This window comes from Pseudomonas sichuanensis, from assembly GCF_024749065.1.
Lineage (GTDB): Bacteria > Pseudomonadota > Gammaproteobacteria > Pseudomonadales > Pseudomonadaceae > Aquipseudomonas > Aquipseudomonas sichuanensis.
Map to the genome: position 1 here is coordinate 1,476,053 of NZ_CP087185.1, position 25,178 is coordinate 1,501,230.

General features: G+C 63.4%; 17 protein-coding genes and 2 pseudogenes. 13 read left to right on the forward strand and 6 right to left on the reverse strand.

Going from position 1 to position 25,178, the window contains the following annotated elements; all coding sequences use genetic code 11:
• Window positions 1-135 precede the first annotated feature (135 nt).
• The 7 genes and pseudogenes from LOY51_RS06865 (at window position 136) to LOY51_RS06900 (ending at window position 14,020) form a co-directional block, all read left to right on the forward strand.
• A complete protein-coding gene (locus LOY51_RS06865; protein ID WP_258645371.1) occupies window positions 136-4,149 on the forward strand; it encodes a bifunctional nitrate reductase/sulfite reductase flavoprotein subunit alpha in 4,014 nt (1,337 codons plus the stop codon).
• Between the two features lie 306 nt (window positions 4,150-4,455).
• Window positions 4,456-7,008 (forward strand): nitrite reductase large subunit NirB, encoded by a 2,553-nt coding sequence (gene nirB / locus LOY51_RS06870; protein ID WP_258645372.1) that lies wholly within the window; start codon window positions 4,456-4,458, stop codon window positions 7,006-7,008.
• Window positions 7,008-7,370, forward strand: coding sequence for a nitrite reductase small subunit NirD (gene nirD / locus LOY51_RS06875; protein ID WP_258645373.1), 363 nt, complete (start codon window positions 7,008-7,010; stop codon window positions 7,368-7,370). Before nirB ends, nirD begins: the two co-directional genes overlap by 1 nt.
• Before the next feature lie 300 nt (window positions 7,371-7,670).
• Window positions 7,671-12,306, forward strand: a pseudogene (locus LOY51_RS06880) (tRNase toxin domain-containing protein).
• A 6-nt stretch (window positions 12,307-12,312) separates the two neighbouring features.
• Window positions 12,313-12,780, forward strand: coding sequence for a Cdi1I family immunity protein (locus tag LOY51_RS06890; RefSeq protein WP_258645375.1), 468 nt, complete (start codon window positions 12,313-12,315; stop codon window positions 12,778-12,780).
• Between the two features lie 242 nt (window positions 12,781-13,022).
• On the forward strand, window positions 13,023-13,457 hold the full coding sequence (locus LOY51_RS06895; RefSeq protein ID WP_252091211.1) for a hypothetical protein: 435 nt from the start codon (window positions 13,023-13,025) through the stop codon (window positions 13,455-13,457).
• Window positions 13,458-13,744: 287 nt separating this feature from the next.
• Window positions 13,745-14,020: an Imm53 family immunity protein gene (locus tag LOY51_RS06900; protein ID WP_258645379.1), complete on the forward strand. Its 276-nt coding sequence runs from the start codon at window positions 13,745-13,747 to the stop codon at window positions 14,018-14,020.
• A gap of 84 nt (window positions 14,021-14,104) precedes the next feature.
• Here the strand turns inward: LOY51_RS06900 and LOY51_RS06905 are convergent, their stop codons facing one another.
• The gene (locus LOY51_RS06905; RefSeq protein ID WP_011532450.1) at window positions 14,105-14,374 is read right to left on the reverse strand and encodes a DUF3077 domain-containing protein; all 270 of its coding nucleotides are present in this window, start codon (window positions 14,372-14,374) and stop codon (window positions 14,105-14,107) included.
• 121 nt (window positions 14,375-14,495) lie between these two features.
• Window positions 14,496-14,735, reverse strand: a complete 240-nt coding sequence (locus tag LOY51_RS06910; protein WP_258645383.1) for a hypothetical protein — start codon at window positions 14,733-14,735, stop codon at window positions 14,496-14,498.
• A gap of 528 nt (window positions 14,736-15,263) precedes the next feature.
• Between LOY51_RS06910 and pcaQ the strand changes: the two genes are divergently transcribed.
• The 5 genes from pcaQ to LOY51_RS06935 all read left to right on the forward strand — a co-directional run bounded on the left by pcaQ (window position 15,264) and on the right by LOY51_RS06935 (window position 18,703).
• Window positions 15,264-16,196 (forward strand): pca operon transcription factor PcaQ, encoded by a 933-nt coding sequence (gene pcaQ / locus LOY51_RS06915; RefSeq protein ID WP_258645386.1) that lies wholly within the window; start codon window positions 15,264-15,266, stop codon window positions 16,194-16,196.
• A gap of 246 nt (window positions 16,197-16,442) precedes the next feature.
• Window positions 16,443-17,171, forward strand: coding sequence for a BamJ family beta-barrel-assembly machinery protein (bamJ, locus tag LOY51_RS06920; RefSeq protein WP_125463028.1), 729 nt, complete (start codon window positions 16,443-16,445; stop codon window positions 17,169-17,171).
• Window positions 17,172-17,453: 282 nt separating this feature from the next.
• A complete protein-coding gene (locus LOY51_RS06925) occupies window positions 17,454-17,894 on the forward strand; it encodes a YkvA family protein (protein ID WP_110993077.1) in 441 nt (146 codons plus the stop codon).
• Between the two features lie 99 nt (window positions 17,895-17,993).
• Entirely contained in the window at window positions 17,994-18,338 is a 345-nt protein-coding gene (locus LOY51_RS06930) for a helix-turn-helix domain-containing protein (RefSeq protein WP_125857761.1), read from the forward strand.
• Window positions 18,335-18,703 carry a hypothetical protein gene (locus LOY51_RS06935; RefSeq protein ID WP_110993079.1) on the forward strand — a complete coding sequence of 123 codons (369 nt, stop codon included), beginning with the start codon at window positions 18,335-18,337 and terminating at the stop codon, window positions 18,701-18,703. Before LOY51_RS06930 ends, LOY51_RS06935 begins: the two co-directional genes overlap by 4 nt.
• Before the next feature lie 200 nt (window positions 18,704-18,903).
• Here LOY51_RS06935 and LOY51_RS06940 read toward each other — a convergent pair.
• Window positions 18,904-20,109 (reverse strand): annotated as a pseudogene (locus LOY51_RS06940) (EAL domain-containing protein); the annotation flags it as partial.
• Window positions 20,110-20,217: 108 nt separating this feature from the next.
• A complete protein-coding gene (locus tag LOY51_RS06945; protein ID WP_167409811.1) occupies window positions 20,218-22,299 on the reverse strand; it encodes a carboxy terminal-processing peptidase in 2,082 nt (693 codons plus the stop codon).
• 141 nt (window positions 22,300-22,440) lie between these two features.
• On the opposite strand from LOY51_RS06945, the gene LOY51_RS06950 reads away from it, so the two are divergent.
• Window positions 22,441-23,403: an NAD(P)H-quinone oxidoreductase gene (locus tag LOY51_RS06950; RefSeq protein WP_125857762.1), complete on the forward strand. Its 963-nt coding sequence runs from the start codon at window positions 22,441-22,443 to the stop codon at window positions 23,401-23,403.
• Between the two features lie 118 nt (window positions 23,404-23,521).
• On the opposite strand, the gene LOY51_RS06955 is transcribed toward LOY51_RS06950, so the two are convergent.
• Both LOY51_RS06955 and LOY51_RS06960 read right to left on the reverse strand, forming a co-directional pair.
• Window positions 23,522-24,175, reverse strand: coding sequence for an HAD family hydrolase (locus LOY51_RS06955; RefSeq protein ID WP_258645391.1), 654 nt, complete (start codon window positions 24,173-24,175; stop codon window positions 23,522-23,524).
• Window positions 24,176-24,188: 13 nt separating this feature from the next.
• Entirely contained in the window at window positions 24,189-25,178 is a 990-nt protein-coding gene (locus tag LOY51_RS06960) for an ABC transporter ATP-binding protein (RefSeq protein WP_110996267.1), read from the reverse strand.

Sequence of the window (25,178 nt, forward strand, 5' to 3'; positions counted from 1 at the left end):
TGCTGAGCACTCACTATCAAGGCCATCAACGCCGATGGCCGCTTTTCATCACGACGAAGGCGCCGTGTTGCTCCGCTTGCCCAGTGCAGGCGGGGCAGCCGGCGCCTTTGTCGTTTCATCAGCAGGAGATCGCCGATGAGCAGCAGCCAGGTGCGCAGCGTTTGCCCGTATTGCGGGGTAGGGTGCGGCATCGTCATGAGCGTGAGCGACGGCCAGGTGGTGAAGGTCAGCGGCGACAAGCAGCACCCGAGCAATTTCGGCCGCCTGTGCACCAAGGGCCTGACCGCCCATATTCCACTGAGCGCCGGGCGCATGGCCCATGCCTTCGTACGCCGCCAGCGCAGCCAGCAACCGGTACGCAGTGGCATGGACCAGGCCATCGCCGAGGCCGCCGCCCGGCTGCGCGCGATCATCGACACACATGGGCCGGACGCCGTGGCTCTGTATGTGTCCGGGCAGATGTCGCTGGAGGCCCAGTACCTGGCCAACAAACTGGCCAAGGGCTTTATCCGCACCCGCCATATCGAGTCCAACTCGCGCTTGTGCATGGCCAGCGCCGGCAGTGGCTACAAACAGTCACTGGGCGCCGACGGCCCGCCGGGCAGCTACCAGGATTTCGAGCGCGCCGAGGTGTTCCTGGTGATTGGCGCGAACATGGCCGACTGCCACCCGATCCTGTTCCTGCGCCTGCTCGACCGGGTCAAGGCCGGGGCCAAACTGATCGTCGTCGACCCCCGGCGCAGTGCCACCGCCGACAAGGCCGACCTGTTCCTGCAACTGCGCCCAGGCAGCGACCTGGCGCTGCTCAACGGCCTGCTGCACCTGCTGCACGTCAACGGCCACACCGACCCGGATTTCATCGCCCGGCACACCGAGGGCTGGGATGAGCTGCCGGCATTCCTGGCCGACTACACCCCCGCGCGGGTGGCCGCCATCACCGGCTTGCGCGAAGCCGACATCCATGAAGCGGCGCGCCTGATCGGCGTAGCCGGCGAGTGGATGAGCTGCTGGACCATGGGCCTGAACCAGAGCATCCACGGCACCTGGCACAGCAACGCGCTGTGCAACCTGCACCTGGCCACCGGCGCCATCTGCCGCCCCGGCAGCGGGCCGTTCTCGCTGACCGGCCAGCCCAACGCCATGGGCGGGCGCGAGATGGGCTACATGGGCCCGGGGCTGCCCGGCCAGCGCTCGGCCCAGGTCGCGGCCGATCGCGCCTTCGTCGAGCAGCAATGGCAACTGCCGCCCGGCCATCTGCGCAGCGAAGGCGGCGAGGGCACCGTTGCGTTGTTCGAGCAGATGAAGGCCGGCGAGGTAAAGGCCTGCTGGATCATCTGCAGCAACCCGGTGGCCAGCGTCGCCAACCGCCAGCAGGTGATCGACGGCCTGGGCCAGGCCGAGCTGGTGATCAGCCAGGATGCCTTTCTCGACAGTGAAACCAACCGCCATGCCGACATCCTTTTGCCCGCCGCGCTGTGGGCCGAAGGTGAAGGGGTGATGATCAACAGCGAGCGCAACCTGACGCTGATGCCGCGTGCCGTCGCGGCGCCCGGCGAAAGCCTGGAGGACTGGCGGATCATCGCCCGCATCGCCTGCGCCATGGGCTACGCCGATGCCTTCGACTACCCCGATGCCGAGGCCGTGTACGAGGAAATCCGCCGTTTCTGGAACCCTGCCACCGGCTACGACCTGCGCGGCATCGGCTACGCCGAGCTACGCCAAGGCCCACGCCAGTGGCCCTGCGCCCCAGGGCAAAGCGACGATCGCAGCCCGCTGCGTTACCGCAACGACGGCCTCAGCCAGCAGCTGCTGCGCGACGCGCATGGCGAGCGGCCGGCGCTGGCCTTCCCCACGCCCAGCGGCAGGGCGCGCTTTTTCGCCCGGCCCTGGCTGCCGCCGGCCGAGCTGCCGGACGACGCCTATCCCTTCGTGCTCAACACCGGCCGCGTGCAGCACCAATGGCACACCCTGACCAAGACCGGCAAGGTGCCCAGCCTGAACAAGCTGGAGCCCGGCCCCTTCGTCGAGATCCACCCCGACGACGCCCGGCGCCTGGGTATCGCCGACCAGGACCAGGTGGCGATCCGCTCGCGCCGTGGCCAGGCGCTGTTGCCGGCGCGGCTCAGTGACCGGGTGTTGCCCGGCGGCTGCTTTGCGCCGTTTCATTGGAACGACCTTTACGGCGCGCAACTGGCGATCAACGCGGTGACCTGCGATGCGGTCGACCCCACCTCGTTGCAACCGGCCTTCAAGCACTGCGCCGTGGCCCTGGAGCGGGTTGCCGGCGAACGTATCGAAGCCCTCGACCTGACCACCGCCACGCCTTCGGAGCCTGCCACCATGCCGACCGCCACCCTGTCCCGCCTGCTGGGCCTGGACGCACTGCCGGCCCCGGTGCTGGCCGAAGACGAACGCCACTACCTGCAGGGCTTTTTGCTGGGCCTGGGCCAGGCCCGTAGCGAAGGCGTGCCGAGCCTGCCGGCCAGCGCACCCCTGGCGCCGGCCCGGCGGCTGTTCGTCGATGGCCTGTTGGCCGGGCTTTTCGCCCAACCGGCGCCAGCACCCGTGGTGATCGATGCCGCGCCATGCCACCACGTGCTCTGGGCCTCGCAGACCGGCACGGGCGAGGCCCTGGCCGAGCGCTGCGCCCAGCACCTGCGCGAGGCCGGGCTGGCGGTGCAACTGAGCTGCATGGAGGCGATGACGCCTGCGCAGTTGCAGGGCGCCGCCAGCGTGTTGCTGATCGCCAGCACCTTCGGCGATGGCGAGGCTCCGGACAGTGGCGCGGCGTTCTGGCAGGCGCTGCAGGGCGAGGCGGGCGAGCATTGCGCGGCACTGCCTTTTGCGGTGCTGGCGCTGGGCGATTCGAGTTACGACCAGTTCTGCGGGTTCGGTCGCAAGCTCGACCAGCGCCTTGCTGAGCTAGGCGGGCGGCGCCTGCTGGCGCGGGTCGATTGCGAGCCTGAGCATAGCGAGGCCTTTGCTGCCTGGCTGGCGGCTCTGCTGCCCGAACTGGGCAGCGCCGCGCCAATCTGCGTTGAGCCCGAGCCGGAAAACAACTACAGCAAACAGCAGCCTTGGCTGGCGCCGCTGCTGGAAAACCGCCTGCTCAACGGCCCCGGTTCGACCAAGGAAACCCGCCAGCTGGTGTTCGACCTGAGCGGCAGCGGCTTCACCTACCAGCCCGGCGATGCCTTGGGCGTATGGCCGCGCAACTGCCCGGCGCTGGTCAGCGAACTGCTGGCGTTGATGCAGCTCGATGGCCAGGCCCAGGTCGAGCTCAAGGGGCACGCTCCGATGCCCCTGGCCGTGGCCCTGGAGCGGCACCTGGAAATCGCCCGGGTTACCCCGCAGCAGCTTGAAGTGTTCAGCCAGTCGGCCGAGGCGTTGCGCGACCTGCTGCAGGACAAAACAGCATTGAGAGACTGGCTGTGGGGCCGTCAACTGGCCGACGTGCTGCGCGAATACCCCCAGCAGTTGGCGCTGGATGCCTGGCTGACGCTGCTCAAACCGCTGCAGCCACGCCTGTACTCGATCAGCTCCAGCCCCGCCGCGCACCCTGGGCAGGTGCACCTGACCATGGCCACGGTGCGCTACGGCGAACGCAAAGGGGTGTGCTCGGCGTTTCTCGCCGACCGGGCTCAGGCGCTGGAAGTGGCGATCTTCCCGCAGCCGTCCAGGCACTTCCGCCTGCCAGAGGACGACAGCCTGCCGATCATCATGATCGGCCCCGGTACCGGTGTGGCGCCGTTTCGCGCGTTCCTCCAGGAGCGTGAGGTGCGCGCGGCCAGCGGGGGCAACTGGCTGTTCTTCGGCGAGCAGCAGGCGGCCTGCGACTTCTATTACCGCGAGCAACTGGAGGCCTGGCAGGCCAGCGGGCACCTGCGCCTGAGCACGGCGTTTTCCCGCGATCAGGCCGAGAAGATCTATGTGCAGCAGCGCCTGCTGGAACACGGCGCCGAGCTGTGGCAGTGGTTGCAGGCGGGGGCGTATGTGTACATCTGCGGCGATGCCCAGCGCATGGCCAGGGATGTGGATGCGGCACTGCGCCAATTGGTGGCCGAGCATGGCGGCATGGATGCGGCGGCGGCGGATGCCTATGTCGAGGCGCTGGGGCGCGACAAGCGTTATCGGCGGGATGTGTACTGAGTGCCCCGCGTTGGGGAGCAGTGCACCTTGGCTGTGCATTCATGGGTTGCCTGCGCCGGCCTTTTCGCGGGTAAACCCGCTCCCACAGGAGCAGTGCAGGCCCTGTGGGAGCGGGTTTACCCGCGAAGAGGCCGGCGAAGCCACGCGACTTGATGGTCTTGGCACAGTCTCTGCTTTGACAGATTCACAACAGCCCCACTGATCAACGGCGATCAACCCAGGGGCCTCACATTGATGAGTACAGGCAAAGGCGCCTGGAGCTTACGCTCCAGGCGCCTTTTTGTTTTCCGTGATCGAGGAACGGCTATGAAGGCAACAGCGAACGGCGCACAACGGGCACGACTGGTCATCGTCGGCAACGGCATGGTCGGCCACCACTGTGTCGAACAACTGATCGGGCAGGGTGCACTCGAGCGCTTCGAGCTGCATGTATTCGGTGAAGAGCGCCAGCGTGCCTACGACCGGGTACACCTGTCGGAGTACTTCGCCGGCAGTTGCGCCGAGACCCTGGCCCTGTGCGAGCAGGGCTATTACGGCGACCACGGCGTGCACCTGCACCTGGGCGAGGCGGTACTTCAGATCGATCGTGAGCGCTGCGAGGTGGTCACTGCCGAGGGCCGTTACGGCTACGACCAACTGGTGCTGGCCACTGGTTCCTACCCGTTCGTGCCGCCGGTCGAGGGCTGCAGCGCCAATGCCCGCCTGGTCTACCGCACCCTCGATGACCTCGATGCGATCCGCAGCGCCGCCAGCGACGCTCGCCGTGGCGTGGTGGTCGGTGGTGGCCTGCTGGGGCTGGAAGCGGCCAACGCACTCAAGTCGCTGGGGCTGGAGGCCCATGTGGTGGAGTTCGCGCCCCGGCTGATGCCGGTGCAACTGGATATCGATGGTGGCGCGGCACTCAAGGCGCAGATCGAAGCGCTGGGCGTCGGCGTGCACCTGTCCCGCGCCACCCAGTCGGTGAGTGCCGGCGAAGACTACCGCTACCGCATGAACTTCGACGGCGGCGAACACCTGGAAACCGACCTGATCGTGTTCTCTGCCGGTATCCGCCCCCAGGATGCCCTGGGCCGGGCCAGTGGCCTGGAGATTGCCGCCCGGGGTGGCGTGGTGATCGACAATCATTGCCGCACCAGCGACCCACGGATTTTCGCCATCGGCGAGTGCGCCTCGTGGAACGGCAGCGTGTTCGGCCTGGTTGCCCCGGGCTACGCCATGGCGCGCAACCTGGCGGCGCTGCTGATGGGGGCGGCGGCCAGCGAATTCACCGGCGCCGACATGTCGACCAAGCTCAAGCTGCTGGGGGTGGATGTCGGCTCCATCGGCGATGCCCACGGCGCCACGCCGGGCGCGCGCAGCTACCGCTTCATCGACGAGGCCAACGCCAGCTACCGCCGGCTGGTGGTGGACGCCAGCGGCAAGCACGTAATCGGCGCGGTGCTGGTGGGTGACAACAGCTATTACGACACCCTGCTGCAATACGCCCAGAATGGCATCAAGCTGCCGGCCGACCCGGCCGCGCTGATCCTGCCCCAGGGCGGCGGCGCGCCGGCGCTGGGCGCCGATGCACTGCCCGACAGCGCGACCATCTGCTCGTGCCACAACGTCAGCAAGGGCGCGGTGTGCGCGGCTATCGACAGCGGCTGTGGCGATCTGGCCTCGGTCAAGGCCTGCACCAAGGCCGCCAGCGGTTGCGGCGGCTGCGCGGCGTTGCTCAAGCAGGTGTTCGAACACGAGCTGACCGCCCGCGGCGTGACCGTCGACAAGAGCCTGTGCGAGCACTTTGCCTACACCCGCCAGGAGCTTTACGGGCTGGTGCGGGTCGAGGGCATCCGCAGCTTCCACGAACTGCTTGAACGCCACGGCAAGGGCCATGTTGGCTGTGACATCTGCAAGCCGGCGGTGGGCAACATCCTCGCCTCGTGCTGGAACCAGCCGATCATGGACCCGGCGCTGGTGCCGCTGCAGGACACCAACGACACCTTCATGGCCAACATGCAGAAGAACGGCACCTATTCGGTGGTGCCGCGCATCCCCGGTGGCGAGATCACCCCGGAAAAACTCATCGTGATCGGCCAGGTGGCCAAGAAGTACGACCTCTACACCAAGATCACCGGCGGCCAGCGCATCGACCTGTTCGGCGCCCAGTTGCACGAGCTGCCGCTGATCTGGGGCGAGTTGATCGAGGCCGGGTTCGAGACCGGCCACGCCTACGGCAAGTCGACCCGTACGGTGAAGTCGTGCGTGGGCAGCACCTGGTGCCGCTACGGCGTGCAGGACAGCGTGGCCATGGCGTTGCGCCTGGAGGACCGCTACAAGGGCCTGCGCTCGCCGCACAAGCTCAAGTTCGCGGTGTCTGGCTGCACCCGCGAGTGCGCCGAGGCGCAGAGCAAGGACATCGGCGTGATCGCCACCGACAAGGGCTGGAACCTGTACGTGTGCGGCAACGGCGGCATGCGCCCGCGCCACGCCGAGCTGTTCGCCACCGACCTGGACGATGAAACCCTGGTGCGGCTGATCGACCGGGTGCTGATGTTCTACATCCGCACCGCCGACAAGCTGCAGCGCACCTCGGTCTGGCGCGAAAGCCTGGACGGCGGGCTGGACTACCTCAAGCAGGTGATTCTCGACGACAGCCTGGGCCTGGCCGCCGAGCTGGAGGCGCAGATGCAGCATGTGGTCGAGCAGTATGAATGCGAGTGGGCCAACGCCCTGAACGACCCGGAAAAACTCAAGCGCTTCCGCACCTTCGTCAACGACCGGCGCGCCGACCCCGATGTGCACTTCGTCCGCGAGCGCGGCCAGCGCCGGCCTGCTGCAGCGTTGCACCTGATCCCGACCCATGAGGAGGCTGTCTGATGAACCTGTCCAATGCTGCTGTAGTAAACCAATCAAGCTGGCAGGCCGTGTGCCAGGCTGCCGATCTGGTCGCCGATTCCGGCGTGGTGGTATGGCATGAGGGCGAGCAGGTGGCGCTGTTCTACCTGCCCGGGCATGAGCAGGCGCTGTACGCCATCGACAACCGCGACCCGCGCTCGGGGGCCAATATCATCGGCCGCGGGCTGGTGGGCAGCCTGCAGGGTGAGCTGGTGGTGGCGGCGCCGTTGTACAAGCAGCATTTCAGCCTGCAGGACGGGCGTTGCCTGGAGGACTCGGCGCAGCAGTTACGGGTGTGGCCGGTGCGGGTGGTGGCGGGGCAGGTGGAGATTGGCTTGGGCTGACGGGTTGATATTGCTTGGGGCTGCTGCGCAGCCCTTTCGCGACACAAGGCCGCTCGTACAAGGACCACGATTCCTCTGTGGGAGCGGCTTTAGCCGCGATCACCCGCGAAGCGGGTGCCAGATAACCAATGTTTCGTGCGCCAATGAACATCTTGTTTGTTCAACTGGTCATTTCACAAGATTTACCGTACCGCTAGCTCATCCCTTTCCTGTCGATGCCGCGACGCGTTCCGACATACAGAGCGGCATCTGCTCACCATCATTTCGCCTTCCCAAGCCATGGCCAGGAAGGCTAGCCCCATGACCACCCTCACCGAGCACGACGTCGAGCTCGCCATTGCCCCGCTCGAAACCTTGCTCAGCGAGGACCTGGGCCTCGCCGCTGCGGCTGTCAACGACTGGCTGCATGGCATCAGCAGGGGTTTGCTCGACTTGCAGACCCTGCGCAACCTCGGTGAAAACACCCCTGTTGTTGCCAACGCCCTGGCCGCCGTGGATGTGCTGGCTGACCTCATCGAGTTGGTCGAACACCCTGGCAGCGACCCGCTGCTGTGGGTCAGCCTGGGTATCAACCTGATCGGCGTGGTGCCCTTTCCACCGGGCATGGCCATCCCGCGCCGGGTGTTGCGCCCGGTGCTGCAACTGACCCGCCAGACCCTGCGCCGCCGCCCTGGCGCGCGCCTTGACGCGGTGCTGCTGGAAATCCTCGAAGGCCACCTGCACGCCAGCATCCGCGGCGAGCTGGATAACTTCATCAGCGGGGCGCTGCAGCACTTGCCAGAAATGCTCGCCCACGCCAGTGAGCTCGCCCAGGCGCTGCTTCGCCAGTTGGCCCGCGCCCTCGACGACCTCGCCAAGGGCCGGCTGGACGCCCAGGCCAGCCGGCGCACGGCGCGCCAGCAACTGGCCCAGGTGGCACTGTACGACTCGGCGCTGGAAGCGGATGCCTGGTTGTTGGCCCTGGCGGCGTTGGGCAATGCCGCCGAAGGCACCTTCAAACAGGCCTACAACAGCGTCGCCGGGCATTTCAGTGGCGAGCTCGAGGCCTTGTTCAAGCCGCTGATCGCCACCCTTGAAAGCTTGGCCGAAGCCGTGCCCAAGCAGCTTGCTGCCCTCGGCCAGGCCGAACGGCCGCACAGCATCGCCTGGCTGCTGACCCAGCTGCTGCAGACTGTGCAGGCCCATCCGCCGAGCCGGCGAGTGGCGATTAACCTCAAACCCAATGCCACTGCGCAAGCCAGGCTGATTCGCAGCGAAGGGCCGACCGAAGTTGCCCGCCGCCAGGGTCGCGCCAACAAGCAGCCCAAGCCCGAGAAGAACGGCCCCTGCGCCTGCACCGGCTTCAGCATTGGCCATGTACTCGGTGATGAGACACTGGCCCACCAGGATTTCAGTCTGCCTGGGCCGTTCCCGGTCAACTGGACGCGGGTGTACAACTCGCGGCTGGCCAAGCTGGACGACGGCAGCCTCGGCGCCCGTTGGATCACCGAGTTCACCACCTGCATCGATGTCGTGGAAAAGGGCCTGGTGCTGCATGATTCCGATGGTCGCAGCCATGAGTTGCCGCTGCCCAAGGTTGGCAAACACCATCACGACGCCATTGAATACCTGACGCTGGTGCGCACCGCCGAGCAGCAATTGGTGTTGCTGCGTGGCCTGGACCGCCGCGAAACCTATGCCCGCGAGGGTGACCGCTTCTACCTGACGCATATCCAACTGCGCAGCGGCGCCGGGGCAATGCTGCACTACGAGCACCGGTTCAACGGCCGGCCGGTGTTGTCGGATATCAACACCTACTCCGACAACGACCCCGAAAAAGTCCACCTGCAATTGGGTACCTTGCTCGACGACCATGGGCATATCCAGGGCCTGTGGCAGGTGGTCGATGGCACGCCGCTGCGTCAGCTGTGCGGATACCACTACGACACCCACGGCGACCTGATCGCCGCCCAGGACGAACACGGCGCTGCTTGGCAGTATCAATACCGCCAGCACCTGATCACCCGCTACACCGACCGCACCGGGCGCGGCATCAACCTCGAATGGGACGGCATCGGCCCGCACGCCAAGGCCATCCACGAATGGGCCGATGACGGCAGCTTCGAAACCCGCCTGGCGTGGGACCCGAACATCCGCCTGACCTATGTCACCGACGCCCACGGCCAGCAAACCTGGCATTACTACGACGCCCTGGGCTACACCTACCGCCTGATCCACCCGGATGGTCGTGAGGAATGGTTGTTCCGCGACCCGCGCAAGAACGTCATCCGCCACGTCCACCCCGACGGCAGCCAGGACCGCTACACCTACGATGAGCGCAGCAACCTGCTGCAGCACATCCGCGCCGACCACAGCACGGTGCACTACGCCTATGACGATCACGACCAGCCGATCAAACTGCGCGATGCCGAGGGTGGCTTGTGGCTACGTGACTATGACGAGCGCGGCAACCTGGTCGAGAGCGTCGATCCGTTGGGCAACAAGACCGAGTACGCCTACACCCCGGCCGGGCTGGTCAAGGCGATCAAGGATGCGCTGGGCAACGAAAAGACACTCGCCTACAACGACGCCGGACAGTTGCTTGAGTACACCGACTGCTCGGGCAAGCGCAGCCAGTGGGCATACAACGCCTTCGGCCAGCTGACCGACTTCGCCGATGCGGCGGGCCACACGACCGCCTACGCATACCAGGCCGGGCAACTGGCCAAGGTCACCCATCCCGACCAGACCGAAGAGCGCTTCAACTATGACGCCGAAGGCCGCCTGCTGGCGCATGTCGATGCCCTCGACCGCTGCACCACTTGGGCGTACAGCGCCGCAGGCCTGCTGAGCGAACGCATCGACGCCAACGAACACACCCTGCGTTATCGCTGGGACAAGCTTGGCCGTTTGATCGGCCTGGAAAACGAGAACGCGAGCAAGGCCACTTTCCTCTACGACCCGGTGGGCCGGCTGCTGCAAGAGACCGGCTTCGATGGTCTGGTCACCCGTTACCAGTACGACTCGCACAGCGGTCGCCTCGCCTCGACCCAGGTTGGCCAGCGCCGTATCGAACTGACCTTCGACCCCATGGGCCGATTGAGTGAGCGTACGGCCCGCCTGGGCAACCAGAGCCAGAGCGAAACCTTCGCCTACGACGGCAACGGCCAGCTGATCCAGGCAGTGAATGCCGCCAGCAAGCTGCAATGGTTCTTTGATGAAGCCGGCAACCTGACCCGCGAGCATCAGTACTACCAGGCCACCGGCACGCCGATGGTTGCGGTGTGGCAGCACCAGTACGACGCGCTCAACCAACGCACCGCGACGATTCGCCCGGACGGCCACAAGGTCAGCTGGCTGACTTACGGCAGCGGCCACCTGCTCGGCATGACCCTCGACCAACACGAGATGCTGGCCTACGAGCGCGATGACCTGCACCGCGAGGTGGTGCGGCATCAGGGCAATAAGTTGATGCAGACCCAGGCCTGGGACCCGGCCGGGCGTTTGCAGGAACAGCTGCTGGGCAGCCATGACGGCCAGTCCACGTTGCTCAAGCGTCAGTACCGCTACGACGTCGCCGGCCAGCTGACCAACATCCACGACAGCCGTCGTGGACAACTGGAGTACCAGTACGACCCGGTGGGCCGCCTGCTCAAGGCCACCAGCCGGCTGGGCGTGGAAACCTTCGCCTTCGACCCGGCGGGTAACCTGCTGGACCAGAAGACTCAGGAACTGAATCGCCCGCTGGAAGCCGATCCACGCCGTAACAAGCTGATGGACAACCTGCTGCGCGAGTACGCCGGGAGCCACTACAAGTACGACGAACGCGGCAACCTGATCCATCGCCTGCATAACGGTTCCCATGCCCACTTCACCTGGGACCTGTTCGATCGGTTGGCCTCATACAACGACGACAAGCTCAAGGTGGATTACAGCTACGACGCCCTGGGCCGTCGCCTGCACAAGCATTCGGTGGCGCATTTCTGGGATCGCCCCGAGGCGGGCACTGGCTGGAACCAGTTGCAACGGGCCAAACGCCAGCGCGAACTCGGCTGTGGCTTCACCCTGTTCGGTTGGGATGGTGACACGCTGGCCTGGGAAAGCTCACCGCCTCTCGATGAAGGCGATACCGGGCGTACGGTGCATTACCTGTATGAACCGGACAGCTTCGTGCCGGTGGCTCAGGCCTTACGCAAAAGCCCGATCCGGTTGCACAAGGTGCCGGATTGGAGCCAGCGCGAGTACGACTTCGAGCAGGATCCGTTGTGGCATACCGAGGTGAAACCACAGGCGTTTGAGGCGATCGCCTGGTACCACTGCGACCACCTCGGTACGCCGATGGAGCTGACCGATGAGCAGGGCAATGTCGCTTGGGCGGGGCAGTACAAGGCCTGGGGTGAAGTCCGTGAAGAGCGCTCGGCGTGGGCCAAACAGCACGGCCTGGGCAACCCGCTGGCTCTTCCAGGGTCAATACCACGATCATGAGACCGGGCTGCACTACAACCGCTATAGGTACTATAATCCAAAGGTCGGAAGATTCGTGGGTCAGGACCCAATTAGTTATGCAGGGGGCATAAATCTATATTCGTATGCGAGAAACCCTGTAACTTGGGTAGACCCATTAGGCCTTTGCGCTTGTGCAAAAGGAACTGCGTCTTTCGGGGAAGTAAAAACGGTTCTTAAATCTGCCCAAGCTCCTTACAAGGGCAGCACGGTAATCGGTCACGGACTATCTAAGCATGCCGGTAGAAATCCACACATCTGGGGTAAAACTACAGGGTCAATGGCTACCTGGAACGATCAAGCCATGAAGCACTTGCGGGAAATCTCACGGGCTCCAGGTGAGTTCAAGCAAGTTACAACCGATAAAGGGCTTAACTTTATGGAGAAGCGGCTGCCTGATGGGCGCGGTGTTCGGTTGAATATGGACGGAACTTTCAAAGGATTTATTGATTGAATATTTATGTCTGAGTCTTATGAGGTTGTTCTCCAGCAAGTTGCGAAAGGCGACTTGCAAGTGCTGCTGGAATATATAGAGATGGGATCTCAAACCCTCTCTGGTCTAGCTGTTTCTGAAGAATTCGGAGAGGTCGGCTCGGCGGGAATTAACAAGAATTTGATTGATGCTATTGTTGCCCATGAGGGAGATGTGTGCCTGACGGAGCATTTGCATGAATTTAATGTTTCAGGAGTCATACGCCTCCCTCTAGTATTTTTGAGAGTCATCAAGTATAAGGGTGAAGTGGATGTCGAACTGTCTTTCAATGATGACCCGTCGCTTGATATTGACCGCGTAATGCTTGTTATGCAGGGGTATGCCGATGAGCTATCAAAGAAATTTCATATAAAGGAGTTCTACGGCGGGCTTGAGCCTGCAGCGGATATTGATACTAGATATTTTACTGGTAATACTTTAGGGCCCTTGGGTTGAAAGGCTAAGCGGAAAGCGGATGAATTTAATCTTTACTCTAATTGCTGCCTAAGCGGGACCTAAGGGCCACGAAACTTAGGTGATACCGGCTGAAGAGAGCAGCCCTATTCAATAGGTGACCCTATGCGACTCATCGAAAATTTATTGAGAAGATGAAGCAGGGTGGACCGAAACTAGAGTAGAAAAAATAAATTCCCCCTTTTTCTCGAAGCAAATAAATCGAGAGCTGGAGGCGGCAGCATATGATTCCACTGGAAGTTACAAAATACTTAAGCGGCTACAAGGGTGATATCGCCAGGGCGGATCAAAGTAGAGCGGCGTCGGCACTTCAACTTCTAGGAGTGGCGACAGACTCTGAATTCGGACGCTTCTACCTTAAGTATCAAGGTAGTTTTATAAGCCCCCGACCTGCCGCCGAACTCCTTGATATTGAAGGCCCAGACATCCCTGCAATCCCAGATCAAACTGACTATGTCTGGGGCAGGTACGAGATACCGACAAACTACCTCGCACTATCTTCCGACGAAAGTGAGGGAGTGTACTTGTACGGAATAAACGACGGCGCCGTTTACGACCTCGACATTTCGCACCTTAATGAGTTCATTAATGGCAAGCTCCCTGCTCGCTGGAAAAGCTTTAACGAGTTTTTAACCTGGTACTTCGAACCACAAGCTTAAACTTCCGACATGAGCTTTCCCCGCGCCAGACCGGAACTCACCGGTATCCACAGCGACTGTGGCTACCGCTTATGCGCGTCAACCATTAATAAAAAATACACAAACCATCATGACCTACTGCGAACTCACCACAATTGCAGCCTGATTCAGCAGAAAAAATATATCTGTCCCAAATTGTGCCCTAACGGTATGAGAATGGCCTACAAGAAAACCGAAGTAGCAACAGTAGCTACAAAACAAGATGTGCGATTGGCTTGCGAACTCGCAAGACAGCAAGGACTTTGCAGATGAAAAACCTGATCGAAAATCTACAAAGTTGGTACGGCAGTCAATGCAATGATGTTTGGGAGCATTCATTTGGCATTGAAATTTCCAACATTGACAACCCAGGCTGGAAAATCAAAATCACAGGTGTAAATAACAAAAGCCACCTAACTATTAACGTCGAAAGAAGCGACGCGGACTGGATAGTAATCAACGCAGACGACACAGCATTTCAAGCATATGGCGGCTCACTAAATCTACAAGAGCTTCTGGAGGCGGCGGTTAAATGGCTTGAGTGACCTTGCTTATCAGGAAGGGCGACATTTGTCGCCCTGCGTAATTTTTTCTCGTACTGTCGGAACTCGCGAATTTCAGTTCCTGCTTCAGTGCCTCATACCCAGCTCCGCATCATCCATCAGCGCCTTGGCCAGCGCGCTCAGGTAGTACGACGCCCAGAGCAGTTGCGGCTTTTCTTCCATGATCCCGGCGATGGTCAGGTCGCGCACGCAGCCCATCAGTTCCGAGGCTTGTTCGCGGGCGTGCTGGCAGGGGATGCCGGGTTCGATGCAGAACAGCGGAGCGGTCCGGCCTTCGCCTTGGTAGAACTTGGTTTTGCCTGCGGTGGTGTTGGGGGTGGTGTCGTCTGTGGTCATTATTTTTCTCCCTGAAGTTGTTGGTGCCTGGGCGGGCCCTTTCGCCAGCAAGGCTGGCTCCTACAGGTGAAACGCAGCCCCGGTAGGGGCCGGCTTGCCGGCGAACAGGGCCGGGCGCGGGCTAGTGCAGCGTCTGTGGAGCTTTGGGCATCTGCACCTGAATCAACGCCGACTCGAGCAGCACGCGCAGCGATTCGACTTCATGCATCGACGCCATCATCAGGATCGTGGCCGGGGACCTGGGCTGGGCATGCACGGCCTGATGGGCCACGGTCAATGCGCACAGGGCGTACTCGGTGGCCTGGATGAGGGTGTCTTCGAGGGAATGAGGATGGGGTGGGTCGGGGACGATCTTTAACATGACTACCTCTTGCTGATGAGTGGGACCACCACCGTCTGCTGTCAAACAAGAGGGTGGCAGCTGTACATGGGTTGACAGACCGGTCAGCAAGAGCAAAACCCCGGCGCACACGAAGTGCCCCACATACAGCCGCCATGAAAAGCGAAGCCGTTGAAGTTGCTCTTGGAAGTCGGCCTGTCAAAGCCGGTCGCTGATTCAAGCGACCCGCCGAGACTAGAGCCGTGCCAGAACGACCGCAACGGAAAAAGGGCGGCGGGAGTATGTTTGGGAAATGGACTACAAGGAAGGGGTTAAATCTGATTTCAGAGCCTGAAATGCAACCCCATCGAGGCGTGTCATATCCCTGGCTCCACACTAACCTCAAGCCTTGCGCGATCCTTGTGGGAGCGGCCTTGTGTCGCGAAAGGGCCGCAAAGCGGCCCCAGCGATCATTGCATCGACACTGAGATCCTGGGGCTGCTATGCAGCCCTTTCGCGACACAAGGCCGCTCCAACAGGGCTTGCCGTTTTACGGATACACTGCCGGGCATGAACCTCGACACCCGCATCAAGTACCGCCACCTGCTGTGCTTCCTGGAGATTGCTCGGCAGGGCAGCTTGGCCAGGGCCGCCGACGTGCTCGCCATCAGCCAGCCGGCAATCTCCAAGACCCTCAAGGAACTGGAAGACCTGCTCGAGGCGCGCCTGTTCGAGCGCTCGCGCAACGGCGTCACGCTGACCCCGGCCGGCACCCGCTTCATGCGCTACGCCGGCCCCAGCGTGCAGGCCCTGCGCGAGGGCGTGGGCAGTGTGCGCGGCGAGGCGCGCACGCCGTCGCAGGTGCGCATCGGCGTGCTGTCCACCGTCGAGGGGCTGTTGATGCCGGAGGTGCTCTGCCGCCTGCACCAGCGCCACGAGGCATTGGTGATCAGCGTGGTGACCGGGGTGAGCGCGCAACTGCTCGGGCAGTTGCACCTGGGCGAACTGGAACTGGTGGTCGGGCGCATGACCGACAGCCCGCAGATCCAGGGCCTGTCGTTCGAGCACCTGTACAGCGAATCGATGGCCCTGGTGGTGCGCCCGGGCCACCCGCTGCTGGCCAGTACGCCGGTGGAGCGGGCGCAGGTGGGGGGTTACCCGCTGGTGCTGCCGCCCCAGGGCACCACCATTCGCCAGCACGCCGACAGCCTGTTCGTGCAGTGCGGTATTCCGCTGCCGGCACAACGCCTGGAAACCTTGTCGCTGGCCTTGAGCCGCCGTTACCTGCTGGGCAGCGATGCGCTGTGGGTGGCGCCGCGTGATGCGGTGCTGCTCGACCTGCGCCGTAACGAACTGGCCGAGCTGGACCTGGGCGTGCGCGAGCCCGGCGGCTCGGTGGGCATCTGCCGCAACGCCGCCTTGCCGGCGAGCTTGCCCGCGCAGTGGGTGTGTGAGGTGCTGCGCGAGGTGGCCGGGCAGTACCGGGACGGCCTGTACCCCTGAACGGGCCATTGCGCGGGGCTTCGGGGCCCTTTGTCAGGCACTGGATCGAGGGAGTGATGGCGATTTGGCACTTCACCGTCGACGCAATTCGCTCTGCACGGCCTGGTGCCGTGACCTCAGTAGTTTCAATACCGGAACTTATCGGGCTTTACTGGCTCCTATGCCGGTAGCCATTGGTCGTGGCCGCCTGATAAGCTCGCGGCTTTACCCTGATTTGCCCCTCTGGCGCATGAACAAGGAATCAGCATGAAACAAACTCGTCTGGCGGCTGCGGTTGCCCTGGTAGGTCTGGTGCTGGCGGGCTGCGACGCCCAGACCAGCAGCGTCGAACTGAAGACTCCGGCACAGAAAGCTTCCTACGGTATCGGCCTGAACATGGGCAAGAGCCTGGCTCAGGAAGGCATGGACGACCTGGATTCGAAAGCTGTCGCCCAAGGTATCGAGGACGCGGTTGGCAAGAAAGAACAGCGCCTGAAGGACGAAGAGCTGGTCGAGGCCTTCTCCGCCCTGCAGAAGCGCGCCGAAGAGCGCCTGGCCAAGGCCAGCGAAGAAGCTGCCGCCACCGGCAAGAAGTTCCTGGAAGAAAACGCCAAGAAGGCCGGCGTGGTCACCACGGCTTCGGGCCTGCAGTACGAAGTGGTGAAGAAGGCTGATGGCCCGCAGCCAAAACCGACTGATGTAGTGACCGTTCACTACGAAGGCAAGCTGATCGATGGCAAGGTGTTCGACAGCTCCGTCGAGCGCGGCGCCCCAATCGACCTGCCGGTCAGCGGCGTGATCCCGGGTTGGGTCGAAGGCCTGCAACTGATGCATGTCGGCGAGAAGTACAAGCTGTACATCCCGGCTGAGCTGGCCTACGGCGCCCAGAGCCCGAGCCCGCTGATCCCGGCCAACTCGGTCCTGGTCTTCGACCTGGAACTGCTGGGCATCAAAGACCCGAGCAAGCAGGACGCCGAACCAGCCCAGGCTGAGTAAGCGCAACCTTTGCTGCACAACGACGCCCCGTTTCGACGGGGCGTCGTTGTTTTTGCCGGTGGTTGACGCGAACCGCTGGCGTCCTTCACTGTCGCAAGCAATACCGCAGGTGATCCTGCGGCGGGTTGTCGCAAAACGTTTGCGCGATTGAAACGACTGTGTAAAAAACGCCCGATCCGTGCCCGGCCCTTGCCCGGCGGGCACCGAGCGGCGCAAAGGCGGTCCTGTTCACAAGGTTATCCACAATAAATGTGGATAACTGTCCGTTGCTCTGGAGGTTGCATGAGCGCTCCCTGGAATTTCGCCCGTTTTCTGCCGCTTGCCGAGCGCCTGCTCAGCCGTGGCCGTTTGCCGGCACTGTTGTTCGCGGTCGCGCGCAAGGGGCCCAAGCTTGGCCAGCTGCGCGAGGATGTGCGGCTGATGCAGGCCCTGTGCCTGGCCTGGTGGCGCGGCGAGTACCGCGCCGTGAGCCCCAAGGCGCTGGTGACCATCGTCGCCGGGCTGCTGTATTTCGTCAGCCCCCTGGATGCGATCCCCGACTGGTTGCTGGGAGTGGGCTTGCTTGACGATATCGCCGTGCTCGGCTGGGTACTCAAGACCGTGGCCGATGAGCTGAGCCGCTTCAGGGCCTGGCGCGACAGCCAGGCGCCGGAGAAACTGCGGGTGGTCGAGCGCTTGCCGGACACGCCCGAGGCGCTGCGCCTGGAGCGCCCCAACCGCTGAATAAGCAGCGAGCGCACAGACCCCCGAGGTTGGTAATATAATTGGCATAAGCGTTATGCCTAGGGATTACATGCCGTGATCCAACGTCAAGGGGGTTGTATGGGTATTCAGGTCATCAGCCGGGACGGTCAGCCCGAGTACGCAGTGGTTCCCTGGGAGCAGTATCAGGCGCTGCTGGCCGCTGCGGGCCAGGCACCTGCCGCGGCGCCAGGCAACAGCGACACTGTCGAAAGCACAACGCAGAACGCGAGCCTGCGCTCCCTGGACGAGCTGGCGTCGTTGCGTCAGGCCAAGGGCCTGCCCCCTGAGCAACTGGCGCGCACGGTGGGCATCAGCCCGGCTTACCTGGCGATGATCGAGGCCGGCGAGCGCCGCCCTGACGCAGCGATCCTGCGCAGCCTGGCCTGGCACCTGGGTATTGGTGGCTGGAGCGAGCCGTCATGAGCCAGGTCAGGATCAGCCGTCAGCACTGGGAGAGTCTGCTGACCGAGCTCGACCTGGCCCGCCGACAACGCCACCTGCTCACTTACCGTGCATTGCTCGAACGCCTCCAGCTACCCAGCCCGGCCATGCAGACACTGACCGCTGCCCTGGAATACCTGGCGCTGCTCGATGCCCGTGCCGAGCAGCCGTTGCGCAGCTCGCTGGTGATCAGCCAGGGCGCCAGCCGCCTGCCGCGTACCGGTTTTTTCGAGTGCGTAGAGCGGCTGGGCAGGTTCAACGGGCCGGTGGATGGCATGGAGGCTGCGTCGTGGCATGCCTCGGAAGTGGTGCGGGTATTCGAGTACCGGTATCCGGAAGAGGCGTGAATCGGGTCGGCAGTGCCGGCCCCATCGCTGGCAAGCCAGCTCCCACAAGGGCTGCGTAACTTCTGTGGGAGCGGGTTTACCCGCGAAGCAGGCGGCGCGCCGCTTTGACGCCAAGCGTTGTATCTGAGGGGCGCAATGCAGTCAGTACAAAACAGTCGCTTTCACATGCGCTGGCCCATCTAGCAACAGGTGCGTTGATCGCGGGCCCGCTCGCTCTGTTGTTCGGTGATCAGCTTGAGCACGTCGATCACCCGCCCCAGCCCCAGGTAACGGCCGCCTTGGGTAATGATGAACGCCTCCTCGATGCGCTGCTGCGCCCGGCCGGTAAGCAGGCGGCTGACCTGCTGCAGCGATTGTCCACGTTCGACCACCACAAAGTCCCTGCTCATCAGTTGGCTGACCGGCGTGGCTGCCAACAGGTTGCAGCCCAAAGGCTTGAGCAGGGCTTCGGGCAACGAATGGCGGTGGACGATGCCACAGGGCTTGCCCTGTCGGTCCAGCACGGCGAGGGAATTGAGGTTGGCTTGGCCGCGGAAGGCTTCCAACACTTGCTGGGTGGCGGTTTCCAGGGGCACCGCCGGCTGCTGGATGAGCAGGGCGCCAAGGTCGGCGCTGTCTTCGTTCAACGCCCCAGGGTTGCCCGGCGCCAGGGGTGGCAGGAACGAGCATTCACGCGCAGCGGTCTCCTGAGGGCGGCCAAGCAGATAGCCCTGCAGCAGCTCGACGCCCATTTCAGCCAATACGGTCAGCTCTTCTGCCAGTTCGATGCCTTCGGCGATCACCTGGGCGCGTGAGGCGCGAGCGATTTGCAGGATCGAGCCGACGAATTCGCGCTTGAGCGGGTCCTGGTGGATGCCGTCGATGAAATGGCGGTCGATCTTCACGTAGTCCGGGCGCAGCTCCGACCATAGGCGCAGGCTTGAATAGCCGGCGCCCAGGTCATCCAGGGCAATCGAGAAACCCATGTCGCGGTAATGGTGCAGGGCGTTGAACAGCAGCTGGAAATCTTCGGTGGGCGTCTGCTCGGTGAGTTCGATGACCACCCGGCTGGGCGACAGGCCTACCTGTTCGAGCATCTTCAGGGTGCGCCCGGACGGGTAGTGCGGTTCAAGCAAGGACTCGGGGGAGACGTTGAGGAACAGCTTGCCCTCAAGGTTCTGCTCGGCAAAACGCCGGCAGGCGGTTTCGCGGCACAGCACTTCCAGTTCGCTGAGGCGCCCGGCCTGGCGGGCGATGGCGAACAGGTTCAGTGGCGAATGCAGCGGGCTGTTGGAGGGGCCGCGACTCAAGGCTTCATAGCCGAGAATGCGCCGTTCGGAAAGACAGACGATGGGCTGGAACAGGCTGTGCACGCTACGTTGAGCCAGGATGGCGCTCAGTGCGCTGAGCTGTTCGGTGACGGTCATGGACTGCTTCCTGAATAGAAAAAGGCCGGGCGTTTTCACGCTCGGCCCTTCTATTTCACGACAGCCAGATGACTGTTTGATGACGGCTCACATTATATTGCCATCACCTCAGTGCTTGGCCACCGAAGTGCTCAAGCTCAGGTAGTCGAGCAGGATGCGCCCGGTCTCCGACAGGTAGGCGTCGTCTTCCGGCTTAGTGTCGTCCGGCTCGGCCGGCAGCGCGTCCTCGTCCTCTTTCTTCAGCTCTTTGAGCGGTTCTTCGCCCTTGGCCTTGCGGCGGATGTTTTCCAGCGCCAGCTGCTTGGCCTCGATCTGGTCGTGGCGCGCGCGGCGGTCCTGTTCGTTGAGGCTGACGGTCTTCTCGTCCATCAGCTTCTGGGTCAGGGCCAGGCGGTCACGGATGTAGGCAAACTCGGCATCCTTGACGCTGCGCGCTTCATGCTGTGCCTTGAGCTGGGCCAGGTACGGCTTGAACGGGTCGGCCACCGGCTTGATCACCGGGCGGATGGTGTCCCACGGCATGGCTTCGGGCAGGGCGCTTTCGCCGATCTCCTTGGTGTCGATGATCGACGGGTAGGCGATGTCCGGCAGCACGCCCTGGTGCTGGGTGCTCTGCCCGGAAACCCGGTAGAACTTGGCCAGCGTCAGCTTGAGCTCGCCATGGTTGAGCGGCTGGATGGTCTGCACGGTGCCCTTGCCGAAGGTCTGGCCACCGATGATCAGTGCGCGGTGATAGTCCTGCATGGCGCCGGCGAAGATCTCCGAGGCCGAGGCCGAGAGGCGGTTGACCAGCAGCGCCAGCGGGCCTTTGTAGAAGGCACCGGGGTTTTCGTCTTCGAGCACATCCACGCGGCCGTCGCTGTTGCGCACCAGCACGGTCGGGCCTTTTTCGATAAACAGGCTGGTCAGCTCGGTCGCTTCCTGCAGCGAGCCACCGCCGTTGTTGCGCAGGTCGATGACCACACCGTCGACTTTCTCTTTCTGCAGCTCGGTGAGCAGCTTCTTGACGTCGCGGGTGGTGCTCTTGTAGTCCGGGTCACCGGCGCGATAGGCCTTGAAGTCGAGGTAGAAGGCCGGGATCTCGATGATCCCCAGCTTGTAGTCGCGGCCGTCCTGCTTGAGCTTGAGCACCGACTTCTTCGCCGCCTGCTCTTCGAGCTTGACCGCTTCACGGGTGATCGAGACGATCTTGCTGGTCTGATCGTTCGGCGCATTGCTCGCCGGGATGACTTCCAGGCGTACCACCGAGCCTTTCGGGCCACGGATCAGCTTGACCACTTCGTCCAGGCGCCAGCCGACCACGTCGACCATTTCCTTGTTGCCTTGCGCCACGCCGATGATCTTGTCGGCCGGGGCCACCTGCTTGGTTTTCGCCGCAGGGCCTGCCGGCACCAGGCGCACGATCTTGACTTGGTCGTTGTCGCTCTGCAGCACCGCGCCGATACCTTCGAGCGACAGGCTCATGTTGATGTCGAAGTTCTCGGCGTTGTCTGGCGACAGGTAGTTGGTGTGCGGATCGTACGACTGGGCGAAGGTGTTGATGTAGGCCTGGAAGATGTCTTCGGCACGGGTCTGGTCCAGGCGCGCCAGCTGGTTCTTGTAGCGCTTGGTCAGGGTTTCCTGGATCTGCTTGAAGTCCTTGCCGGCGATCTTCTGGCGCAGCACCTCATCCTTCACGCGTTTGCGCCACAGGTCGTCGAGCTCGGCCGAGTTCTTCATCCACGGGGCGTCCTTGCGGTCGACCAGCAGGTCTTCTTTTACCGTGAAGTCGATCTTGTCGACGCCCTTGTTCAGCTCGGCCAGGGCGAAGTCCAGGCGCTGCTTCACACGGTCCAGGTAGCGCTTGTAGATGGTGAAGCCGGGGTCGAGGTTGCCGCTTTTCAGGAAATCGTCGAACTGCGTCTTCCACTTGTCGAACTCGGCGATGTCGGCCGCGGTGAAGTAGCTGCGCGCAGGGTCCAGCAGCTTGATGTAGCTGTCATAGATGATGACCGAACGGGCGTCGTCCAGCGGCGGCTTGCTGTAGTGGTGGCGCTTGAGCAGCTCGACCACGTTGAGGCTGGCGACGATTTCGTCACGGTCCGGCTGCAGGCTGTCCCACTTGTTGGCGGCGGCCGCATTGCCACCGAGCGTGAGGCTGCCAAGCCCGATGACAAGGGCGAGGGCGGTGCTGGGGAGGAAATGCTTCATGCTGATTCGACGTGTAGGCAATTGATCACGCATAGTAGGCCGTCTTTTCCGTTCGCCGGTTCCATGAAACCGGGAAAATACTGCAAAAAGCCTGGGACGGTGATCCCAGGCTCAGTCATATGATTCAACTATGGAGGCACTGTGAAGGCATTGCAAGGCGTTGACGGACATGTGGCCTGGGTCGAGGCCGAACGCCCGGCCTGTGACGCAGGGCAGGTGCGCATTCGAGTGGCCGCTGCGGGGCTGAACCGCGCCGACCTGCTGCAAAAGGCCGGCCTTTATCCACCGCCGCCGGGTGCCAGCCCTTATATGGGCCTGGAGTGCGCGGGCATCATCGAAGAGGTCGGCGCCGGCGCCGACTGGCGCGTCGGTGACCGGGTCTGCGCCCTGCTGGCCGGTGGCGGCATGGCCGAAGAAGTGGTGGTCGATGCCCGCCACGTGCTGCCGGTACCCGAGGGCCTGAGCCTGCACCAAGCGGCGGCGATCCCCGAGGTGTACGCCACGGCCTGGCTGAACATCTTTCAGCTGGGTGGCCTCAAGGCTGGCGAGAAGGTGCTGGTGCACGCTGGCGCCAGCGGCGTAGGTTCGGCGGCGATCCAGCTGTGCAAGGCCTTCGGCAACCCGGTATGGGTCAGCGTCGGCTCTGACGAGCGCCTGGCTTACTGCCAGGACCTGGGGGCGGCGGGCGGTGTGGTGCGCAATGCCAACCTCGACGCGCTGGAGCAGCTCGGGCCGTTCGATGTGATCCTCGACCCGGTCGGTGCCAGCTATGGTCCGCTCAACCTCAAGCTGCTGGCCCGCGACGGGCGCTGGGTGATCATCGGCCTGATGGGTGGGCGTAAGGTCGAGCTGGACCTGGCGCTGGTGCTGGGCAAGCGCTTGCAGGTTACCGGGTCGACGCTGCGTAACCGCGATGACGGGTTCAAGGCTGAGCTGCTGCGCGAGCTGGGGCAGCAGGTGTGGCCGCTGTTCGCTGAGGGGCGGTTGTCGCCGCAACTGGTCGATACCTATCCGGTGGAGTTTGCCGAGGCGGCCTATGCCGAGCTCGAGAGCAACCAGGTGTCGGGCAAGCTGGTGCTGGTGATCGATTCGAGCCTGGTGTAACCAGGTTCGGCCTCTTCGCGGGTAAACCCGCTCCCACAGGATCATCACAGATTTTTGAGTCTGTGATGATCCTGTGGGAGCGGGTTTACCCGCGAATGGGCCAGAACAGGTCCTAACGTCAGGTCCAGCTCAACACCGGCCAGCCATTGACCAGCGCATGCTCACGCAACACCGCATCCGGGTTCACCACATGCGGATGATCCACCTTCAACAACAACGGCAAATCGTTGCGCGAATCGGAATAGAAACTCGCCCCCTCCAGGTTCTCCTGCTCCTGATCCAGCCACTCCAGCAAGCGGGTGATCTTGCCCTCGCGGTAGGTCAGCACGCCGTGGGTCTTGCCGGTAAAGACGCCGTTGACCGCCTCCAGCTCGATGGCCAGGTACTCGTCCACCCCCAGCCGAGCTGCGATCGGCCCCACCAGGTGCGTACCGCTCGCGGAAATGATCAGGATGCGGTCGCCACGTTTGCGGTGCTCGGCGATGCAACGGCAGGCATCGCCATAGATGATCGGCTCGATCACGTCCTCGACCCAAGGCTCGACCAGATGCTCCACCTCTTCCAGGGGGCGCCCGGCGATCGGTTCCAGGCTGAAGGCCATGTAGTCTTCCATGGCCAGGTGGCCCTTGCCGTAGGCCTCCATCAGTTCATGGTCGCGCTTGAGGAACGCCTTGCCGTCGACCCAGCCCAGCCGGGCCATCTGTTCGCTCCACAGCGACGCGCAGTCGCCGTGGATCAGGGTTTCGTCCAGATCGAAAATTGCCAATGCCATGGGTTGAATCTCCTTAGGCCACTTCCCGTAGCGCCGTGGGGTCGATCGACAAGGATACACGCTGCCCGTCGGCGTGCAGGTCGGCTGCCGAGCGGTTGAGCACGTCCACCACCAGCTCCACGCCGCGCACCTGCACGCGGTAGCGGATGACATTGCCGAGCAGGCTGTGGCTGCGTACCTCGCCGTCCAGCTCGCCGTTCACGCCCAGGGTGATGGACTCCGGGCGGATCGCCAGGCGGCTGGCCACCGGGCGCTGCAGCAGGCGGCTGGCACTGTCGGCATCGAGCAGGTTGTAGTTGCCGATGAAGCCTGCGGCGAACAGGTCGACGGGGGCGGTGTAGAGGGTTTCGGCATCGCCGCTCTGGACGATGCGCCCCTGGTTCATCAGGACGATGCGGTCCGACATGGTCAGCGCCTCCTCCTGGTCGTGGGTGACGAAGATGGTGGTCAACCCCAGCTCGCGCTGGATCGCGCGGATCTGCTCGCGCAGGTGCTTGCGAATGCGCGCATCCAGCGCCGACAGCGGCTCGTCGAGCAGCAGCAGGCGCGGGCGGGTGACCAGCGAGCGGGCCAGCGCCACGCGCTGGCACTGGCCGCCGGACAACTGGTGCGGGTAGCGCCCGGCGAAGCTGCCCAGCTCGACCAGGTCGAGCACTTCGCGCACCCGTGCCTGGCTTTCTTCGGCCTTGACCTTCTGCATGCGCAGGCCAAAGGCGACGTTCTGCTCCACGGTCATGTTGGGGAACAGCGCGTAGCTCTGGAACACCATGCCGATCCCGCGCTTCTGCGGGCTGAGCGGCACGATATCGTGGCCGTCGAGGAGGATATGGCCGCTGTCCACCGGCGTCAGCCCGGCGATGCAACGCAGCAGGGTGGACTTGCCGCAGCCCGAGGGGCCGAGCAGGGTGACGAACTCGCCGCGCTCGATCTGGCAGTCGATGTTTTCGAACACCGGGCTGCCGGCGTAGCTCTTTTGCAGTTTCTGTACGCTGACGAAGCTCAT

What these genes read in the sequence shown, in the direction of transcription:
- LOY51_RS06935 (WP_110993079.1), top strand. Translation starts at nt 18,335, where the DNA reads ATGAGCCAGGTCAGGATCAGCCGTCAGCACTGGGAGAGTCTGCTGACC.
- LOY51_RS06890 (WP_258645375.1), top strand. Translation starts at nt 12,313, where the DNA reads ATGTCTGAGTCTTATGAGGTTGTTCTCCAGCAAGTTGCGAAAGGCGAC.
- bamJ (WP_125463028.1), top strand. Translation starts at nt 16,443, where the DNA reads ATGAAACAAACTCGTCTGGCGGCTGCGGTTGCCCTGGTAGGTCTGGTG.
- LOY51_RS06945 (WP_167409811.1), bottom strand. Translation starts at nt 22,299, where the DNA reads ATGAAGCATTTCCTCCCCAGCACCGCCCTCGCCCTTGTCATCGGGCTT.
- nirD (WP_258645373.1), top strand. Translation starts at nt 7,008, where the DNA reads ATGAACCTGTCCAATGCTGCTGTAGTAAACCAATCAAGCTGGCAGGCC.
- LOY51_RS06930 (WP_125857761.1), top strand. Translation starts at nt 17,994, where the DNA reads ATGGGTATTCAGGTCATCAGCCGGGACGGTCAGCCCGAGTACGCAGTG.
- LOY51_RS06865 (WP_258645371.1), top strand. Translation starts at nt 136, where the DNA reads ATGAGCAGCAGCCAGGTGCGCAGCGTTTGCCCGTATTGCGGGGTAGGG.
- LOY51_RS06910 (WP_258645383.1), bottom strand. Translation starts at nt 14,735, where the DNA reads ATGTTAAAGATCGTCCCCGACCCACCCCATCCTCATTCCCTCGAAGAC.
- LOY51_RS06925 (WP_110993077.1), top strand. Translation starts at nt 17,454, where the DNA reads ATGAGCGCTCCCTGGAATTTCGCCCGTTTTCTGCCGCTTGCCGAGCGC.
- LOY51_RS06960 (WP_110996267.1), bottom strand. Translation starts at nt 25,178, where the DNA reads ATGAGCTTCGTCAGCGTACAGAAACTGCAAAAGAGCTACGCCGGCAGC.
- LOY51_RS06900 (WP_258645379.1), top strand. Translation starts at nt 13,745, where the DNA reads ATGAAAAACCTGATCGAAAATCTACAAAGTTGGTACGGCAGTCAATGC.
- LOY51_RS06955 (WP_258645391.1), bottom strand. Translation starts at nt 24,175, where the DNA reads ATGGCATTGGCAATTTTCGATCTGGACGAAACCCTGATCCACGGCGAC.
- nirB (WP_258645372.1), top strand. Translation starts at nt 4,456, where the DNA reads ATGAAGGCAACAGCGAACGGCGCACAACGGGCACGACTGGTCATCGTC.
- pcaQ (WP_258645386.1), top strand. Translation starts at nt 15,264, where the DNA reads ATGAACCTCGACACCCGCATCAAGTACCGCCACCTGCTGTGCTTCCTG.
- LOY51_RS06905 (WP_011532450.1), bottom strand. Translation starts at nt 14,374, where the DNA reads ATGACCACAGACGACACCACCCCCAACACCACCGCAGGCAAAACCAAG.
- LOY51_RS06895 (WP_252091211.1), top strand. Translation starts at nt 13,023, where the DNA reads ATGATTCCACTGGAAGTTACAAAATACTTAAGCGGCTACAAGGGTGAT.